Origin of the sequence: Amycolatopsis kentuckyensis (assembly GCF_041679295.1) — a bacterium.
Classification (GTDB): domain Bacteria; phylum Actinomycetota; class Actinomycetes; order Mycobacteriales; family Pseudonocardiaceae; genus Amycolatopsis; species Amycolatopsis kentuckyensis_A.
Genome location: NZ_JBGDMD010000014.1, coordinates 72,744 through 90,154 on the forward strand (window position 1 = coordinate 72,744; position 17,411 = coordinate 90,154).

General features: G+C 70.8%; 16 protein-coding genes. 4 read left to right on the forward strand and 12 right to left on the reverse strand.

Features of this window, described 5'->3' with window-relative positions; translation table 11 throughout:
* Window positions 1-146: 146 nt before the first annotated feature.
* Window positions 147-596 carry a PH domain-containing protein gene (locus ACERZO_RS43460; RefSeq protein WP_372671827.1) on the forward strand — a complete coding sequence of 150 codons (450 nt, stop codon included), beginning with the start codon at window positions 147-149 and terminating at the stop codon, window positions 594-596.
* Between the two features lie 82 nt (window positions 597-678).
* Window positions 679-2,523: a dihydroxy-acid dehydratase gene (ilvD, locus tag ACERZO_RS43465; RefSeq protein WP_372671828.1), complete on the forward strand. Its 1,845-nt coding sequence runs from the start codon at window positions 679-681 to the stop codon at window positions 2,521-2,523.
* A 251-nt stretch (window positions 2,524-2,774) separates the two neighbouring features.
* Here the strand turns inward: ilvD and ACERZO_RS43470 are convergent, their stop codons facing one another.
* A complete protein-coding gene (locus tag ACERZO_RS43470; RefSeq protein WP_372671829.1) occupies window positions 2,775-3,350 on the reverse strand; it encodes a DoxX family membrane protein in 576 nt (191 codons plus the stop codon).
* Window positions 3,351-3,387: 37 nt separating this feature from the next.
* A complete protein-coding gene (locus ACERZO_RS43475) occupies window positions 3,388-4,296 on the reverse strand; it encodes a 2-hydroxyacid dehydrogenase (protein WP_372671830.1) in 909 nt (302 codons plus the stop codon).
* A 65-nt stretch (window positions 4,297-4,361) separates the two neighbouring features.
* Between ACERZO_RS43475 and ACERZO_RS43480 the strand changes: the two genes are divergently transcribed.
* The gene (locus ACERZO_RS43480; RefSeq protein ID WP_372671831.1) at window positions 4,362-5,570 is read left to right on the forward strand and encodes a PQQ-dependent sugar dehydrogenase; all 1,209 of its coding nucleotides are present in this window, start codon (window positions 4,362-4,364) and stop codon (window positions 5,568-5,570) included.
* 27 nt (window positions 5,571-5,597) lie between these two features.
* On the opposite strand, the gene ACERZO_RS43485 is transcribed toward ACERZO_RS43480, so the two are convergent.
* From ACERZO_RS43485 to gatC, 8 genes are all read right to left on the reverse strand, one after another.
* A complete protein-coding gene (locus tag ACERZO_RS43485) occupies window positions 5,598-6,740 on the reverse strand; it encodes a Gfo/Idh/MocA family protein (RefSeq protein WP_372671832.1) in 1,143 nt (380 codons plus the stop codon).
* On the reverse strand, window positions 6,737-7,453 hold the full coding sequence (locus ACERZO_RS43490; RefSeq protein WP_372671833.1) for a cupin domain-containing protein: 717 nt from the start codon (window positions 7,451-7,453) through the stop codon (window positions 6,737-6,739). Before ACERZO_RS43490 ends, ACERZO_RS43485 begins: the two co-directional genes overlap by 4 nt.
* On the reverse strand, window positions 7,450-8,370 hold the full coding sequence (locus ACERZO_RS43495; protein WP_372671834.1) for a PmoA family protein: 921 nt from the start codon (window positions 8,368-8,370) through the stop codon (window positions 7,450-7,452). The genes ACERZO_RS43490 and ACERZO_RS43495 overlap by 4 nt, the downstream gene beginning before the upstream one ends.
* Window positions 8,367-9,440, reverse strand: a complete 1,074-nt coding sequence (locus ACERZO_RS43500; RefSeq protein WP_372671835.1) for a Gfo/Idh/MocA family protein — start codon at window positions 9,438-9,440, stop codon at window positions 8,367-8,369. Before ACERZO_RS43500 ends, ACERZO_RS43495 begins: the two co-directional genes overlap by 4 nt.
* Window positions 9,441-9,992: 552 nt before the next feature.
* A complete protein-coding gene (locus tag ACERZO_RS43505; protein WP_372671836.1) occupies window positions 9,993-10,523 on the reverse strand; it encodes a hypothetical protein in 531 nt (176 codons plus the stop codon).
* A gap of 3 nt (window positions 10,524-10,526) precedes the next feature.
* Entirely contained in the window at window positions 10,527-12,032 is a 1,506-nt protein-coding gene (gene gatB / locus ACERZO_RS43510; protein ID WP_372671837.1) for an Asp-tRNA(Asn)/Glu-tRNA(Gln) amidotransferase subunit GatB, read from the reverse strand.
* A complete protein-coding gene (gatA, locus tag ACERZO_RS43515; protein WP_372671838.1) occupies window positions 12,029-13,546 on the reverse strand; it encodes an Asp-tRNA(Asn)/Glu-tRNA(Gln) amidotransferase subunit GatA in 1,518 nt (505 codons plus the stop codon). Before gatA ends, gatB begins: the two co-directional genes overlap by 4 nt.
* Window positions 13,543-13,842, reverse strand: a complete 300-nt coding sequence (gatC, locus tag ACERZO_RS43520) for an Asp-tRNA(Asn)/Glu-tRNA(Gln) amidotransferase subunit GatC (RefSeq protein WP_284743223.1) — start codon at window positions 13,840-13,842, stop codon at window positions 13,543-13,545. The genes gatA and gatC overlap by 4 nt, the downstream gene beginning before the upstream one ends.
* A gap of 235 nt (window positions 13,843-14,077) precedes the next feature.
* Here gatC and ACERZO_RS43525 point away from each other — a divergent pair, with 235 nt between their 5' ends.
* Window positions 14,078-14,731, forward strand: a complete 654-nt coding sequence (locus ACERZO_RS43525) for an amino acid-binding protein (RefSeq protein ID WP_372671839.1) — start codon at window positions 14,078-14,080, stop codon at window positions 14,729-14,731.
* Window positions 14,732-14,762: 31 nt separating this feature from the next.
* Here the strand turns inward: ACERZO_RS43525 and ACERZO_RS43530 are convergent, their stop codons facing one another.
* Complete coding sequence (locus ACERZO_RS43530) at window positions 14,763-15,257, reverse strand: GNAT family N-acetyltransferase (RefSeq protein WP_372671840.1); 495 nt, start codon at window positions 15,255-15,257, stop codon at window positions 14,763-14,765.
* On the reverse strand, window positions 15,250-17,406 hold the full coding sequence (gene ligA / locus ACERZO_RS43535; protein ID WP_372671841.1) for an NAD-dependent DNA ligase LigA: 2,157 nt from the start codon (window positions 17,404-17,406) through the stop codon (window positions 15,250-15,252). Before ligA ends, ACERZO_RS43530 begins: the two co-directional genes overlap by 8 nt.
* Window positions 17,407-17,411: the final 5 nt, after the last annotated feature.

Genomic DNA, 17,411 nt, shown 5'->3' on the forward strand with positions numbered 1-17,411 from the left:
CCGGTCAGCGGTGTCACGACGCTGACGCTAGTCCGAAGGTCTCTCAGGTGTCAACTCTGCGGGATGATCAGTCCGCATCGTGGACACGGGTCACACCCGCGCGACCCGGGTTCGGGCCGGTCCGCGCGGCGGTGCACCATTTCCGGGTGGCCGAAAAAGAGCAGGACGAGGGCCGGAAGGCCGTCTTCCGCATCCCCCGCACGTCGTTCATGGCGATCGCCCTCCTGACGATCTGCGTGACGCCGGTCGCGCTCGGGGACATCCCGTACTTGCAGTGGCTGTACCTCTTCCCCATCGCGCTCGCGGTGTTCGTGATCCGGACCCGCACGATCGCGACCCGCGAAGGACTGGCGACCCGCACGATGTTCGGCCACCGCGACGTCCCGTGGTCGGCGCTGAAGGGCCTGGCGATCACGAAGAAGTCGCGCGTGCAGGCGGTGCTGAAGGACGACACGAAGGTGCCGCTGCCGACCGTGCGGACCCGGCACCTGCCGGTGCTTTCGCTGGTCAGCGAAGGTCTCGTCGCGGATCCCAGCGGGCTCTTGGATCCCGACGACATCAAGCCCGGCCAGACCAAGGCGTCGCCGGCGGAGTAACCCCTCGGCGGACGGGCTTCGCCCAGCGGCGTAAATTGGTTCTACCAGTTTCGCCGGCCATCCTTTGACCTGGGAGTTTTCCGTGCCGCCTCTCCGTTCCCGGACCACCACCCACGGCCGCAACGCGGCGGGCGCGCGCTCGCTCTGGCGCGCCACCGGCATGACCGACAGCGACTTCGGCAAGCCGATCGTGGCGATCGCCAACTCCTACACGCAGTTCGTGCCCGGCCACGTGCACCTCAAGGACCTCGGCGAGATCGTCGCGGACGCGGTCAAGGAAGCGGGCGGCGTCGCGCGCGAGTTCCACACCATCGCCGTCGACGACGGCATCGCGATGGGTCACTCCGGCATGCTCTACTCGCTGCCCTCGCGCGAGATCATCGCCGACTCGGTCGAGTACATGGTCAACGCGCACCAGGCCGACGCGCTCGTGTGCATCTCCAACTGCGACAAGATCACTCCCGGCATGCTCAACGCCGCGATGCGGCTCAACATCCCGGTGGTGTTCGTGTCGGGCGGCCCGATGGAGGCCGGTAAGGCGGTCGTCGTCGGCGGCGTCGCGCAGGCCCCGACCGACCTGATCACGGCGATCGCCGCGTCGGCCAGCCCCGAGGTCGACGAGGACGGGCTGTCGGTCGTCGAGCGCTCGGCGTGCCCGACGTGCGGCTCGTGCTCCGGCATGTTCACCGCGAACTCGATGAACTGCCTCACCGAGGCGCTGGGGTTGTCACTGCCGGGCAACGGCTCGACGCTGGCGACGCACGCGGCGCGGCGCGCGCTGTTCGAGGAGGCCGGCCGCACGGTCGTCGAGCTGTGCCGCCGCTGGTACGAAAACGACGACGACTCGGTCCTGCCGCGCTCGATCGCGTCGAAGGCGGCGTTCGAGAACGCGATGGCCCTCGACATGGCGATGGGCGGCTCGACGAACACGGTGCTGCACATCCTCGCCGCCGCGCAGGAGGGCGAGGTCGACTTCACGATCGCCGACATCGACGCGATCGGCCGCCGCGTGCCGTGCCTGTCGAAGGTGGCGCCGAACTCGGACTACCACATGGAGGACGTCCACCGCGCGGGCGGAATCCCGGCGATCCTGGGCGAGCTGTACCGCGGCGGGCTCCTGAACACCGACGTCCGTTCGGTCCACTCCGACGACCTCGACTCGTGGCTTTCCACGTGGGACATCCGGGCTTCGTCGCCCTCGCCTGTCGCTCTTGAACTGTTCCACGCGGCGCCGGGCGGCGTGCGCACGACGCAGGCGTTCTCGACGTCGAACCGCTGGTCGTCGCTGGACACCGACGCTGCCGGGGGCTGCATCCGCGACGTCGAGCACGCGTACACGAAGGACGGCGGCCTGGCGATCCTCCGCGGCAACCTCGCGGAGAACGGCGCGGTGATCAAGGCCGCGGGCATCGACGAGGACCTGTGGCACTTCGAGGGCCCGGCGCGGGTGCTGGAGAGCCAGGAGGAGGCGGTGTCGGCGATCCTCAAGAAGGAGATCCAGCCGGGCGAGGTGCTGGTGATCCGCTACGAGGGTCCCGCGGGCGGCCCGGGCATGCAGGAGATGCTGCACCCGACGGCGTTCCTGAAGGGGTCGGGCCTGGGCAAGAAGTGCGCCCTGATCACGGACGGCCGCTTCTCGGGCGGGTCATCGGGCATTTCGGTGGGCCACATCTCCCCGGAGGCCGCGGCGGGCGGCTTGATCGCCCTGGTGGAGAACGGCGACCGGATCCTCCTGGACATCCACGAGCGCCGGCTGGAGCTGCTGGTGGACGCGGAGGTCCTGGCCGAGCGCCGGTCGAAGATGGAGGCATCCGAGCGGCCGTGGCAGCCGAAGGAGCGCCAGCGCCCGGTGACGGCGGCGCTGCGCGCGTATGCGCGGATGGCGACGTCGGCAGACACCGGCGCGGTCCGGGACGTGAACAAGTAAGCCAGGTTCGAGCTGCGAAGGCCGTCCCGTTCCCGGGGCGGCCTTTCGGCTTTTCGGGCCCCCAACCACGAGGGGGACCCCCGGTTTCAACGCTACCGGCAAGCACCGACAGTTCCGGCCCGCGAACCCGAGTTGTCCCCAGGCCAGGCCCGCGAACCCGAGTTGTCCACAGCCCCGGGGACCCCCGTTTTCAACGCTAACCGAGCCCACCGACAGTTTCCGGCGGCGCGGCCCGAGTTGTCCCCAGGCCGCTACCGCGTCAAAACGATGACCACCACAGCCGCCGCCGCGGCCAGCAGCAGCGAAACCAGCCCCAGCGGCAACGGCCGCTTCCGCCACGGCGTGTTCCGCTCCAGCGAAATCGGCCCGGCCCCGGTGAACAGCAGGCTCAGCGCCGAGATCCCGAGCAGCAGCTCGAACTCGAAGCCCTGCCCCTGCCCCTCGAAGAACCCGCCGTGGACCTTCGCGTACACCGCGTTCGCCGCGACGCCGAGCAGTCCCGCCGCGGCCAGCGGCGTGAACAGCCCGACGACCACCAGCACCCCGCCGCCCAGCTCGACGATCCCGGTGATCCACGACAGCAACGTCGTCTGCTTGTGGTACCCGAACGTCTCCAGGACCCGCGCGAACCCGCCGATGCCCGGGCCGCCGAACAGGCCGAACAGGTGCTGCAGGCCGTGCGCGCCCATCGTCGCGCCGAGCCCCACCCGCAGGATCAGCAGGCCGAGGCCCAGCCCGCCCTGGCGTGGGGTGTCGTCGGGCCCGTCGTCCTGGACGTCCGAGAGGAGGCTGGTGGGCTGCTGCGAAAAGTCGTCTCCACTGCTCACGCGCGAAGGGTAGGGGATCCGCGACACCCTGGCGAGCTCAGTACTCGCCGTGGACCAGGTTGTCCGGCAACTCGCCCCCGGCGTACCGCGCGATCTCCGCCGCCGCGACGGCGTACGACCGCCCCCGCACGCCGCGCACGGCCCCGCCGACGTGCGGCGTCAGCAGCAGCCCCGGCGCCGTCCACAGCGGGTGCCCCGGAGGCGGCGGCTCGGGGTCGGTGACGTCGAGCGCGGCGCGCAACCGTCCCGTGGTCAGTTCGGCGACCAGGGCGTCGGTGTCGACGACGGCGCCGCGGGCCACGTTGACCAGCACCGCGCCGTCGCGCATCTCGGCGAGGAACGCCGCGTCGACCATCCCGCGCGTGCGCGAGGTCAGCGGCACCATCAGCACGACGACGTCGTGGAGCCCGAGCAGCGACGGCAGCTCCTTCACGCCGTGGACGCCCTCCCGCGCGGTCATCCCGACCATCGTGCACCGCGCGTCGAACGGCTCGAGCCGGCGCCGCAGGTGCTGCCCGAGGTCGCCGGCGCCGATGATGAGCACCCGCTTGCCCTGCAGCGTGTCGGTGCTCTGCCGCTCCCACCGGCCCTCGCGCTGCGCCGCGCCGAAGACGTCCAGCTTCCGGTACATCGACAGCAGCGCGGCGACGACCCACTCGGCGGTGCTCCCGCCGTGCGCGCCCCGGCACGTCGAGAGCAGGACGCCGTCGGGCACCTTCCCGACCCAGTCCTCGGCGCCGGCGGACAGCAGTTGGATGAGCTTCAGGTTCGGCAGCGTGCGCCAGAGCTCCTCGCCCGGCGGGTGCTTGCCCGGGATCAGCACCTCGGCCTTCGCGGCTTCCGCGGGCACGGGTTCGCCCCACTGGTGGCGCACGGGCAGGACCCGCGGCACCTCGGCGAGCACGGTCATGCCCTCGTCGTCGGGGACCAGCACGGTCAGCGTCATGATCCCCAACGTAATCCAGGTGTACTCACCCATGGTTCACGCGGCGGCCCCTAGGCTGGGGGATCATGCGCACTCGGTACCGGTCGGCCCTGCTGGCGATCTTGGCTTGCGGCGTCCTGCTGCCCGCCGGGTGCGCGCGGTTCGACGACACCGCGGCGGGCCAGACGTTCAGCCCGGCGCCCGTGCCCAGCCCCGAGTCGCCGCCCGAGGTCCAGGGCCCCGGCGCGGACTCCGGCGGCGACGGCAAGCAGGTGCGGCCCGGCCAGTCGAACACCCCCGTCCCGCCGCCGCAGGGCTGCAAGGACTTCGACCCGGCGGTCATCGCGACCTGCCTGGACACCGTCGCGGCGGTGGCCGGCCTGCCGGGTGACGGCTCCACGCCGAGCGCGCTGGCGGGCGAGCGCAAGAGCGGCCGCGTGCTGCTCGCGACGGCGGGCAAGGACGCCACGGACTTCGCGAAGCTCGACGTCCAGGCGGCCGGCGACGGCGGCCTGACCGGCCTCGCGCTGTCGCCGTCGTACGTCGAAGACCAGCTCGTGTTCGCTTATGTGACCACGGCCACCGACAACCGCGTCGTGCGCTTCGCCAAGGGCCAAGCGGCGAAGCCCGTGCTCACCGGCATCCCGAAGGGCGCGACCGGCAACCGCGGCACGATCAGCGCCGACAACCGCGGCGCGCTGCTCGTCGCGACCGGCGACGGCGGCAACCCGAGCGCCGCCGCCGACCCGAACTCGCTCGCCGGGAAGGTCCTGCGGATCGACACGTCCGGCAAGGCCGCGGCGGGCAACCCGAACGGTTCCCTGGTCGTGGCGGCCGGGCTGCACGCGCCGGGCGGGCTGTGCACGTCCGCGGACGGCGGCCGCGTCTGGGTCACCGACCGGCTCGCCGACAAGGACGTCCTCTACCGCGTGCAGGCCGGCCAGCCGCTGACGACGCCGGCGTGGACATGGCCGGAGAAGCCCGGGGTCGCGGGTTGCGCGGATTTCGTCGACGCGAACGGCCTCCTCGGCGTCGCCACGTCGCTGGCCGGGAACCTGCAGAACCTGCCGGTGACGGCGGACGGCGCGATCAGCGGCAAGCCGTCGGTGAGCCTGGACGGCAAGACCGGCAAGCCGCCGGAGACGTTCGGGCGGCTGGCCGGCATGAGCATGATCAACCCCCAGCTCGCGGTGGCCGGCACGGTCAACAAGGACGGCGGCACGCCGGTGTCGAGCGACGACCGCGTCGTGCTGATCACCCCGGCGACCTCCGGCGGCGGCAACGGCAAGGACTGACGCCGGAGTTTCGCCGATTCGCGACCATCAGCTCAGCGGCTTGAGCTCCACGCGGCGCCCTTCCGCTGACGACGTCAGCCCGGCCTCGGCGAGCTGAAGCCCGCGCGCGGCCGAGAAGAAGTCGTAGCGGTGTTGCCGTCCGGCGACCACGTCCCGGACGAACTCCTCCCACTGGGCCTTGAAGCCGTTGTCGAATTCGGCGTTGTCCGGGACCTCCTGCCACTGGTCGCGGAAGGGCTCGGTGGCCGGCAGGTCCGGGTTCCAGACGGGCTTCGGCGTCGCCGAGCGGTGCTGGACGCGGCATCGTCGCAAACCGGCCACGGCGCTGCCCTCGGTGCCGTCGACCTGGAACTCGACGAGTTCGTCGCGGAAGACCCGCGTCGACCACGACGAGTTGATCTGCGCGATGGCCCCCGACTCGAGCTCGAAGATGCCGTACGCGGCGTCGTCGGCCGTCGCGGCGTACGCGTCTCCCTGCTCGTCCCAGCGACGCGGGATGTGCGTGGTCGCTTTCGCGGTCACGGCCTCGACGCGGCCGAAGAGGTTCTCGAGGACGTAGTTCCAGTGGCAGAACATGTCGAGCACGATCCCGCCGCCGTCCTCGGCGCGGTAGTTCCAGCTCGGGCGCTGCGCCTCCTGCCAGTCGCCCTCGAAGACCCAGTAGCCGAACTCGCCGCGCACGGACAGGACGCGGCCGAAGAACCCGCCGTCGACCAGCCGCCGCAGCTTCCGCAGGCCGGGCAGGAACAGCTTGTCGTGGACGACGCCGTGACAAATCCCGGCGTCGCGCGCGAGGCCGGCCAGCTCCAGCGCCGCCGGCAGCGTCTCGGCCAGGGGCTTCTCGGCGTAGACGTGCTTGCCCGCGGCGATGGCCGCCCGCACCGACGGCTCGCGCGCCGACGTCAGCTGCGCGTCGAAGTAGATCCCGACGTCGGAAATCGCCGATTCGACGTCGGTCGTCCACGCGGTCAGGCCGTGCCGTTCGGCGAGTTCGCGGAGTTTCGCCGCGTTGCGTCCGGCGAGGATCGGCTCGAGCTGGACGCGGGTGCCGTCCGGCAGCTCGACCCCGCCTTGCTCGCGGATCGCCAGCACCGACCGGAGCAGGTGCTGCCGGTAGCCCATCCGGCCGGTGACCCCGTTGAGCAGCACTCCGATGCTCTTCTGGTTCATCGCTGACGACCCTCCTGGTCGATGTCGTATTCCGCGCGACGCCCGCACATGCCGTAGCCGTCCGGGTCCGACGGCGTCGCGACCCGCACACCCGACTGCTCGAGGTGGCTCCCGTCGCCGTCGGCGAGGGCCTTGAGGTGCGCGCCGGTCAGTTCGGCGGCCTTCAGGGCCCCGGCTTGCCAGCGCGGTACCCAGTCTCCGATTTTCGGCGACACGAGCGCGACGGCCGCCCGGTGGAACGCCCGCAGCGGCTCCGCGTCGCCGTCCAGCAGCGCTTCGCGCAGCGGCAGGTAGCCGCGAACGGCCAGGTCACGGCGCTTTCGGGCGGCGTCGTCGGTTTTCGGCAACGCGGCAGCCTCGGCGTAGGCGGCCGGGTCGGCGAGCACGTCGGACGGGAACGTGAACACGGCATCGCCGGCCTCGGGCAGACCGCTGTTCTGCATGAGGACGGTGACGCGCAAGCCGCCACCCTGAACCATCCGGTGGACGGTCCCGGGCGCGAACCACGCGATCACGCCGGCCTCGAGCGGCGTCTCCGCGTAGCCGCCGGTGCTCAGCGTCTGGACGGCGCCACGTCCGGTCGTGACGACGTAGGCCTCGGTGCAGGCGAGGTGGACGTGTGGGCTGCCGCCGGGAACACCATCTTCGGCTTCCCACTCGTAGGCGCGTAAGTGAGAAATACCGATTCCACCGGGAAGTGTGAATTCGTTCATGACCATCCGTGCCTGTCGAGGTAGTCGGTCACCCGATCGCGGTCCCACGCTCCATCGGCGACGACGACCCGGTAGCGGTAGGTGAAGCTCTCCCCCGGCGGCAGGGCGAATTCTTCGAAGAACGCCCACGAGAAGGCCACCATGGGCGTGTCCTGGGACCGGACGAACCAGTGCGACTCGTGGATCGCGTGGTCGTTTTCCGGCGAGTGCGCGAAGACGAGCGTCGAGTGGGCGTCGACGTCGTCGTGCTCGCCGACGAAGGCGAGCCACGGCGCCTGGGTGCCCATCATGTCGTCGCCGCCGAGGTCACCGGGCCCGAGGACGCGGCCGCCGCTGAAGTCGCGCGGGCCCCGCCAGTGCAGCCCGGTGTACCCGGCCTGCTCGCGACCGGCGGTGGTCGGACTGCCGAACACGAGCGGCGCGTCGCGGACGTTGGTCAGCTCGATGCCCCAGTCAATGGCCCAGGCGCCCTCGTCGGGTTCGACGGAGTGGACGACGATGTCACGTCGCTCACGCGCCCATTCGTCGCCGCGGTGCGTCACCCAGGTGAGCCGTTCGGTGAAGGTGAGCCGGTCGCCGCCGACGGTGAAGCCGGTGAACCCGTCGTGCCGCATCGAGCCGATGCGGTCGGGCAGGTCCTGGTACCACCGGCCCGGGACGTAGGTGTGGCCGCCCCAGAAGTTCTCGCCGGAGAGGTGGCTCGACGTCATCTGCAGGCCCTTGTGCCACCGGTGGTCGGCGGGCCGGTACCCGCTGACGCGCCGCCCGCGCAGGGTGCGCAGCGGGTGGGTGTAGGGCTTGCGCGACTCGTAGGCGACGGGGTCGGGCTTGTACACATAGGACATGAGCGGCACCCCGGCCGCTTCGACGACCACGCGGTCCCCGTGCCGGTGCGTGACGGTGATGTCGGCGCTCATCCGGCCATCCCCGCGTAGAAGGGGTCCCCGGGCCCGATCTCCCCGCGACGCACGGCCCGCCCGGTCGCGGCGGCCTTGTAGAGAGCGGCGACGAACTCGAGCACCCGCCGCCCATCGGCCCCGCTGCAGGGAGGCCGCTGACCGGCCCGGTAGGCGTCGAGGACGGGCGCCAGCGCGGCGGCGTGCGAGCTGCCGACGTCCTCTTTCGGTCCGGTCTCGATAGGCCCGACCTTCGGTGCGAGGGTGTATCGCCAGTTTTCGGCGACGTGGCCGTAGAGGTGCGTGAGCTCGACGGTGGCGCGTTCGCAGTCGATCCGGATCCGGCTCACTTCATCGGGCGAGAGAACGCTGTTGACGACGGTGGCCAGCGCCCCGGACTCGAACCGGACGAGAGCGGTGGAGACATCCTCGGTCTCGACGTCGTGCACGAGCCGCGCGGTCATGGCCTGGACTTCGGCCCACTCGTTCGCTTCGCCGGCGAGGAGGTGGAGCAGCAGATCCATTTGGTGGATGCCGTGGCCCATGGCGGGCCCACCGCCTTCGGTCGCCCACCGTCCGCGCCAGGGGACCGCGTAGTAGGCGTGGTCGCGGTACCAGGTGGTTTGACAATGCGCGACGAGAGGACGGCCGAGTTCCCCGTCTTCGAGCAACGTCCGGAAGTGGGCGGCGGCAGAGCCGGACCGCTGCTGGTAGACGAAGGAGACGTAGGGGCCGCCGTCTCGTTCGGCGGAGGTCATGTCGTCGTATTCGGCGAGCGAACGGCAAGGGGGCTTCTCGCACCAGACCCACGCGCCGCCGTCGAGGACCTGTTTGGTCTGTTCGACGTGCAGCCCGGGCGGCGTGCAGATCGAGACGAGGTCGGGTTCCTGCTCCGCGAGCAAGGTATCGAGATCCCGGTAGGGCTTGGCTTGGTCGGTCTCGGCACAGAAGGCGAGGGCCCGAGCTTCATCGATATCGGCGACAGCCACGAGGTCGACAACGTCCTGATGGGCCTGAAAGGCGGCCCGATGGCTGCCGGCAATGGCCCCAACCCCGACGATGGCAGTCCGCAAGCGCTTTCCTTGAGCCAACCGGAACCTCCTCGACAGCCCGACTCACGCCCACCAGAACACCTGCGACGCCCGCGCCCGCACACTCGCCGGAGCACCCACACGGCCACCGCCGTACCTCACCGCACCGCGCGGCCACCTCTCGCACCTCGTCGCACCCGTGCGGCTTCTGCCGCACGCACCACCCTCGCGCGGCAACCACCGAACCCCGGCCCGGCTCCACCGCGATCTCCGTCGATCGCCGCGCGGACCTCGTTGCTGCCGAACCATTCCGCCGCAGCACATCACCGCGTGGCCGGCCCAGTTCGACAGCGCGGCGCCGAGCAACGCGCTGCGGCGGCCGGCGATCACCGTCATGGGTTTCCCGGTCACCGACGCCTCCGACTGGCCGCCCGCAACCTCCGGCGCCCTTCGCCTCGACCGTCGCAGAAAGCGCTTTCTCGCGCAATGGCCGCCGACGATGTCAACGTTGTCACCACAGTCCCACAACCGGAACGGACGACTCAGTCACCGAGGCAGCAAACCCGGACACCGACCCGCCGCGACCGCCCAAGCCAGTTCACCGAGAACCGGTCAGCGGCGCTGGCTCCGAGGCTGACGCTTCCGCGGCTGCCGGCTTTCAGCCCGTGCGGCCCGCATGTCCAAGAAAGCGGCCACGCCCGACACGAGCGCGGCGAGCACCCCGAGGAACCGCCCGAACCCGGCGCCGATGGCGATCCCGGCGGCGTCGAAGATGCCACGCTGGTCGGCGTCGAACTCCCAGTCCAGCGTGGCCCAGCCGATCGCCATCAGCAGCAGCGCCGCGGCGGCGACCACCAGCCACAGGTGCGGCAGGCCACTGACCCGCGCCTTCCGGATTCGTCCGAAGACGACCACGACCACCCCGGCCAGCACCAGCGCCAGCGGCGGGCACCAGGCGAAGAAGCTCGAATTCCACGCGTCCCGGACGACGTCACCCCGCGGCAACGTCGACAGCACGACCTCGATGTCCGGCTTGTTCGTGCTCAGCGTCGTCCACGGGAGGAACGTCGAGCCCAGCGCGAGCAGCCCGGCCGCCAGGCCGAGCCACTCGCGCCAGGTGACGCTCTTGACGGAAAAGGACAACGGTCAGGAACCGACGCGTTCGATGATCAGCTCGCGGACCCGCTTGGCGTCGGCCTGCCCCTTGGTCGCCTTCATGACCGCGCCGACGATCGCGCCCGCCGCGGCGACCTTGCCGCCGCGGATCTTGTCCGCGACGTCCGGCTGCGACGCCAGGGCCTCGTCGATTGCCGCGAGCAGGGCCGAGTCGTCCGAGACGACCTTCAGCCCGCGCTTCTCGACGACCTCGCGCGGCTCGCCCTCACCGGCGAGCACGCCCTGGACGACCTCCTTGGCGAGCTTGTTCGTCAGCTCACCGGATGAAACCAGCCCGATGACCTCGGCCACCTGCTTCGGCGTGATCGTCAGGTCGGCCAGCTCGACCTCGCGCGTGTTCGCCTCCTGGGCCAGGGTGTTGACCCACCAGCCACGCGCCTCGTCCGGCGACGCGCCGGCCTCGACCGTGGCCGCGACGAGGTCGACAGCACCGACGTTCAGCAGGTCACGCAGGGCTTCGTCGGAAAGCGACCACTCCTGCTGGATCCGCTTCCGCCGCTCGGACGGCATCTCCGGCAGCGTGCCGCGCAGCTGTTCGACCCACTCGCGCGACGGCGCGATCGGGACCAGGTCGGGCTCCGGGAAGTACCGGTAGTCCTCGGCGGTCTCCTTGGTCCGGCCCGACGACGTGGAGCCGTCGGCCTCCTGGAAGTGCCTCGTCTCCTGCTTGATCGAACCGCCCTCGGCGAGGATCGCCGCCTGCCGCGTCATCTCGTAGCGAACGGCGCGCTCGACGCTGCGCAGCGAGTTGACGTTCTTCGTCTCGGTGCGGGTGCCGAACTCGGTCGCGTCCTTCGCCATCAGCGACACGTTCGCGTCGCACCGCAGCGAGCCCTGGTCCATCCGGACGTCGGACACGTCGAGCGCGCGAAGCAGGTCACGCAACGCCGTCACGTACGCGCGCGCGACCTCGGGAGCCCGCTCGCCGGTGCCCTCGATCGGCTTGGTGACGATTTCGATCAGCGGAACGCCGGCCCGGTTGTAGTCCAGCAGCGAGTGCTCGGCACCGTGGATCCGGCCGGTGGCGCCACCGACGTGCAGCGACTTGCCGGTGTCCTCTTCCATGTGCGCGCGCTCGATCTCGACGCGCACGACCTCGCCGTCGTCGAGCGTGACGTCGAGGTAGCCGTTGAAGGCGATCGGCTCGTCGTACTGCGACGTCTGGAAGTTCTTCGGCATGTCCGGGTAGAAGTAGTTCTTCCGGGCGAACCGGCACCACTCGGCGATCTCGCAGTTCAGCGCCAGGCCGATGCGGATCGCGCCCTCGACGGCCTTGCCGTTGACGACCGGCAGCGCCCCGGGCAGGCCGAGGCAGGTCGGGCAGACCTTCGTGTTCGGCTCGCCGCCGAACTCGTTCGGGCAGCCGCAAAACATCTTCGTGTTCGTGTTCAGCTCGACGTGCACTTCGAGCCCGAGGACCGGGTCGAAGCGTTCGATGACGTCGGCGTAGTCCATCAACTCGGCCACGGCAGTCACTTCGTTCCTCCCAGCTCCGGGACCTTGTGGATGAGCGCCCCGCCGGCCGCGGCGTCGCGGGCGGCCTCGTAGGCGGCACCGACCCGGTAGAGCCGGTCGTCGGCGAGCGCCGGGGCCATGATCTGCAGACCGACCGGCAGGCCGTCGTCCTCGGAGAGACCACTCGGCACGCTCATGGCGGCGTTGCCGGCCAGGTTCGACGGGATCGTGCACAGGTCGGCGAGGTACATCGCCATCGGGTCGTCCACGCGCTCGCCGATCTTGAACGCCGTGGTCGGCGTCGTGGGCGAAACGAGGACATCGACCTTTTCGAACGCGGCGGCGAAGTCACGCGTGATCAGCGTGCGCACCTTCTGCGCCGAGCCGTAGTAGGCGTCGTAGTAGCCGGACGACAACGCGTAGGTGCCCAGCATGATGCGCCGCTTGACCTCGGCGCCGAAGCCCTTCTCGCGGGTCAGCGACATGACCTCTTCGGCGCTGTGCGTGCCGTCGTCGGCGACGCGCAGGCCGTAGCGCATGGCGTCGAACCGGGCGAGGTTCGACGAGCACTCGCTCGGCGCGATCAGGTAGTACGCGGGCAGCGCGTAGACGAAATGCGGACACGAGACCTCGACGACCTCGGCCCCGAGCGCGCGCAGCTGCTCGACCGCGGCCTGGAACGACCGCTCGACGCCCGGCTGGTAGCCGTCGCCGCCGAACTCCTTCACGACGCCGACCTTGACGCCCTTGAGGTCACCGGTCATGCCCTGGCGGGCGGCGGCGACCACCGGCGGCACCGGCGCGTCGATGGAGGTCGCGTCGAGCGGGTCGTGCCCGGCGATGACCTCGTGCAGCAGGGCGGCGTCGAGCACCGTCCGCGCGCAGGGGCCGGCCTGGTCGAGCGACGACGAAAACGCGACGAGCCCGTACCGCGACACCCCGCCGTAGGTCGGCTTGACCCCGACGGTGCCGGTGACGGACCCGGGCTGCCGGATCGACCCACCGGTGTCGGTCCCGATGGCGATGGCGGCTTCGAACGCCGCGATCGACGCCGACGAGCCACCGCCCGACCCGCCCGGGATGCGAGCGTGGTCCCACGGGTTGTGCGTCGGGCCGTACGCCGAGTTCTCCGTCGACGAGCCCATGGCGAACTCGTCCATGTTCGTCTTGCCGAGGATCACGACACCGGCCTCGCGCAGCTTGCGCGTCACGGTCGCGTCGTACGGCGGGATCCAGCCTTCGAGCGTTTTCGAACCACAGGTCGTCGGGATGCCCTCGGTGGTGAGGACGTCCTTCAGCGCGAGCGGCACGCCGGCCAGCGCCGACGCGGGCGCGCCGCCACCGGCGATGCCCTCGTCGACGGCCTTGGCCGCGGCCAGCGCGCCCTCGGTGTCGACGTGCAGGAACGCGTGGATGTGGTCGTCGACCTCGGCGATCCGGTCCAGGTGGGCCTGCGTGACCTCGACTGCGGACACCTCACGCGCGTGGATCTTTTCCGCCAGTTCGGCGGCGGTCAGCTTGATGAGCTCGGTCACTGCTCTTCCCCCAGAATCCGCGGCACCCGGAACCGTCCGTCCTCGGCGGCCGGCGCACCGGCCAGCGCCTGCTGCTGCGTCAGCCCGGGACGGACGACGTCCTGCCGGAAGACGTTCGTCAGCGGCACGGCGTGCGACGTCGGCGGCACGTCGTCGGCGGCGACCTCGCTCACCTTGGCCACCGAGTCCAGGATCTGGTCGAGCTGGCCGGCGAAGACGTCGAGCTCGTCGTCGGTCACGGCCAGCCTGGCCAGCTTCGCGAGGTGCGCGACCTCGTCTCGGGAAATGTTGGGCACGCGGGTGACTCCCGGGTTGTGCTGTGCGGGTTGTCTCGGAAGCTGCAAGTCTATGGTGACGGCGCGGGCGGACTCGACTGGGTTACGCCCGGCGCAGGCCGGGTGCCGTCCGGCGACGCTCGACTCCCGCCCGGCGGACAGCAGGCCCGCGGACCGGGTGGGTCTGTCACAATCGGCGACCGGCATCGAGCGTCCCACGGCAAGGCTGGGACGCCAGAGGCGAGAGGGGCGCGTGGTGTCGTTCCTGATCCGGGTCATCCTCCCGGACAGCCCGGGGACCCTCGGCGCGGTCGCCACGGCGCTCGGCACGGTGGGCGCCGACATCCTCAGCGTGGACGTCGTCGAGCGGGGCACCGGAATGGCGGTGGACGACCTCGTGGTCGAGCTCCCGTCCGGTCGCCTGCCCGACGCGCTCATCACGGCGGCGGAAAGCGTCGACGGCGTCGAAGTGGACGCGGTCCGCCCCTACGCGGGCGTGCTCGACACGCACCGCGAGCTCGAACTCGTCGAAGAAATCGCCGCGCAGCCGAAGTCCGGCCTCGACATCCTGGCCGAAGGCGTGCCCCGCATCGTGCGCGCCGGCTGGGCGATGATCGTCGAACACTCGGAGACCGGCGCGCTCCGGCTGGCGTCGTCGAGCGCCGCGCCCGAGACCCCGATCACCGACCTGCCGTGGCTGCCACTCGAGCGCGCGACGGTGCTCGACGGCGAAGAAGCCTGGATCCCGGAGACATGGAAGGAGCTCGGCACCGAGCTGGCGGCGACCCCGCTCGGCAAGCCGGGCAAGGCGCTCCTGGTCGCGCGACCGGGCGGCCCGGCCTTCCGCGCCGCCGAGGTCGCCCGGCTCGCCCACCTCGCCGGGATCGTCGCGGTCGTCCTCGACGGCTGACTCGCGTTGCCGAGTTACGGCAACGCCCAGGTCAGACGTCGATCCGGTAGGCGATCAGGCTGATGTGCGGGTACGGCCGCCAGTCCCGTTCGGCCAGGCGCGCGAACCCGAGACGGTCGTAGAGCCGGTGCGCGCTGCGCATCCCTTCGAGGCTGCTGAGGACGACCTTGCGAATGCCCAGCGCCCGCGCGCGGTCGAGCACGGCCCGGGTGAGCGCCTCGCCGATGCCCCGCCCGCGGGCCGACGGCGCCACGGCCAGCATCCGGAACTCCAGCTCGCCGGGACGCGAAATCTCGGCATAGGGCGAGCCGGGTTGCACGACGGTCACCGTGCCGAGCACCTCCCCCGCCGCATCGACGGCGACGAGCACCTCGGCCAGCTCGACCCGCCGCGCGATGTCCCGCAGCTCCGCGTCGTACCCGACGTCGCCGGCCAAGTGACCATCGCCGTCGTAGGCCTGCACCGTGACCTCGCCTGCCGCGGCGTACTCGTCGGGCCGCGGTGGCCGGATCTCGACATCACTCATCCGTCTCCCCAGATTCGTCTTCGGCCGGCAGCGCCACCTCCTGCGCAGCCTCGGGTCCTTGCTCCAGCAGGACGCGGAACCCGCCCTCGTCCAGCACCGGCACCTTCAGCTGCACGGCCTTGTCGTATTTCGAACCAGGCGAGTCCCCGACGACGACGAAGGCGGTCTTCTTCGAGACCGATCCGGCCGCCTTGCCGCCGCGGGCCATGATGACCTCCTTGGCCTCGTCGCGGGAGAAGCCGTCGAGCGACCCCGTCACCACGATCGACAGGCCCTCGAGGTTGCGCGGGATCGACTCGTCGCGCTCTTCCTCCATCCGCACGCCGGCGCGTCGCCACTTTTCGACGATCTCGCGGTGCCACCCGACCTCGAACCACTCCTGCGTGGCGCGCGCGATCGTCGGGCCGACGCCGTCGACGTCCGCCAGCTCTTCCTCGGTCGCCTGCTCGATGCGGTCGATCGAGCCGAACTCGCGGGCGAGCGCCTGCGCCGCGGTCGGACCGACGTGCCGGATCGACAAAGCGACCAGCACCTTCCAGAGCGGTCGATCTTTGGCGACGTCGAGGTTGGCGAGCAGCTTTCGCGCGTTCGCCGACAACTCGCCGGCCTTGGTCCGGAACAGCTCGACCTCGGCGAGGCTGTCTTCGTCGAGGTCGAAGATGTCGCCCTCGTCGGCGACGACGCGCGCGTCGAGCAGCGCGACCGCGGCTTCGTACCCGAGCACTTCGATGTCGAACGCGCCGCGCCCGGCCAGGCTGAAGAGCCGCTCCCGCAGCTGCGCGGGGCAGAAGCGGCTGTTCGGACAGCGGATGTCCTTGTCGCCTTCCTTCTGGTACGCGAGCTCGGTGCCGCAGGCGGGGCAGTGCGTGGGCATGACGAACTCGCGTTCGTCGCCGGTGCGCGCGTCGACGACCGGCCCGAGGACCTCGGGGATGACGTCACCGGCCTTGCGGATGACGATCCGGTCGCCGATCAGCACGCCCTTGCGCTTGACCTCCTCCTGGTTGTGGAGGGTGGCCCGCGCGACGGTCGACCCCGCGACCTTCACCGGCTCGGTGACCGCGAACGGGGTCACCCGTCCGGTCCGCCCGACGTTGACCTGGATGTCCAGCAGCGTCGTGATGGCCTCTTCCGGCGGGTACTTGTACGCGATCGCCCACCGCGGCGCGCGCGACGTCGTGCCCAGCCGCCGCTGCAGCGCCACGCGGTCGACCTTGATCACGACGCCGTCGATCTCGTGCTCGGCGTCGTGCCGGTGTTCACCCCAGTAGGTGATGTGCTCGGTGAGCTCCTCGGCCGTTGTCAGGACCTTGCTGTGCGGCGACACCGGCAGGCCCCACGCGGCCAGCGCGTCGTACGCCTCCGACTGACGCTGTGGTTCGAAACCGTCGCGCTTGCCGAGGCCGTGGCAGATCAGCCGGAGCCGACGTTCGCGAGTGATCTTCGGGTCTTTCTGCCGCAACGAGCCGGCCGCGGTGTTCCGCGGGTTTGCGTACGGCGGCTTACCCGCTTCGACCATCTTCGCGTTCAGCTCGAGGAAGTCCTCGACGCGGAAGTAGACCTCGCCGCGGACCTCCACCAGAGCCGGCACCGGGAACTGGTCGGTGCCGGTGAGCGTCTCGGGCACCTGGTCGAGCGTGCGCATGTTCAGCGTGACGTCTTCGCCCGTACGGCCGTCACCTCGGGTGAGCGCGCGGGTGAGGTGGCCGTTTTCGTACAAGAGGTTGATCGCCAGGCCGTCGATCTTCAGCTCGGCCAGGAACTCGGTGCGCCCGACCTCCTTCTCGACGCGTTCGCACCATGCCAGGAACTCGTCCTTGTCGAAGACATTGTCCAGGCTGAGCATGCGCTCGAGGTGGTCGTACGCGGTGAACTCGGTCGAGAACGTGCCGCCGACGCGCTGGGTCGGCGATTCCGGCGTGACCAGGCCCGGGTACTCGTCCTCGATCCGCTGCAGCTCACCCAGGAGCTCGTCGAACTGCCCGTCGGACACGATCGGCGAGTCCAGGACGTAGTAGCGGAACTGGTGGTCGCGCAGTTCCTCCGCGAGGGCGCCGTGCCGCTCGCGCACGTCGGCCGGGACGTCCGTGACGTCCTCGGCGGCCACCGGGGCGGCGGCCGGGTCCTGGGGAAGTTCGGTGCTGCTCACGGGTG

Excerpts from the sequence above, each read along its gene's own strand:
- ACERZO_RS43480 (WP_372671831.1), top strand. The coding sequence starts at position 4,362 with ATGCGCACTCGGTACCGGTCGGCCCTGCTGGCGATCTTGGCTTGCGGC.
- ACERZO_RS43490 (WP_372671833.1), bottom strand. The coding sequence starts at position 7,453 with ATGAACGAATTCACACTTCCCGGTGGAATCGGTATTTCTCACTTACGC.
- ACERZO_RS43495 (WP_372671834.1), bottom strand. The coding sequence starts at position 8,370 with ATGAGCGCCGACATCACCGTCACGCACCGGCACGGGGACCGCGTGGTC.
- ACERZO_RS43485 (WP_372671832.1), bottom strand. The coding sequence starts at position 6,740 with ATGAACCAGAAGAGCATCGGAGTGCTGCTCAACGGGGTCACCGGCCGG.
- ACERZO_RS43530 (WP_372671840.1), bottom strand. The coding sequence starts at position 15,257 with ATGAGTGATGTCGAGATCCGGCCACCGCGGCCCGACGAGTACGCCGCG.
- ACERZO_RS43475 (WP_372671830.1), bottom strand. The coding sequence starts at position 4,296 with ATGACGCTGACCGTGCTGGTCCCCGACGACGAGGGCATGACCGTGCTC.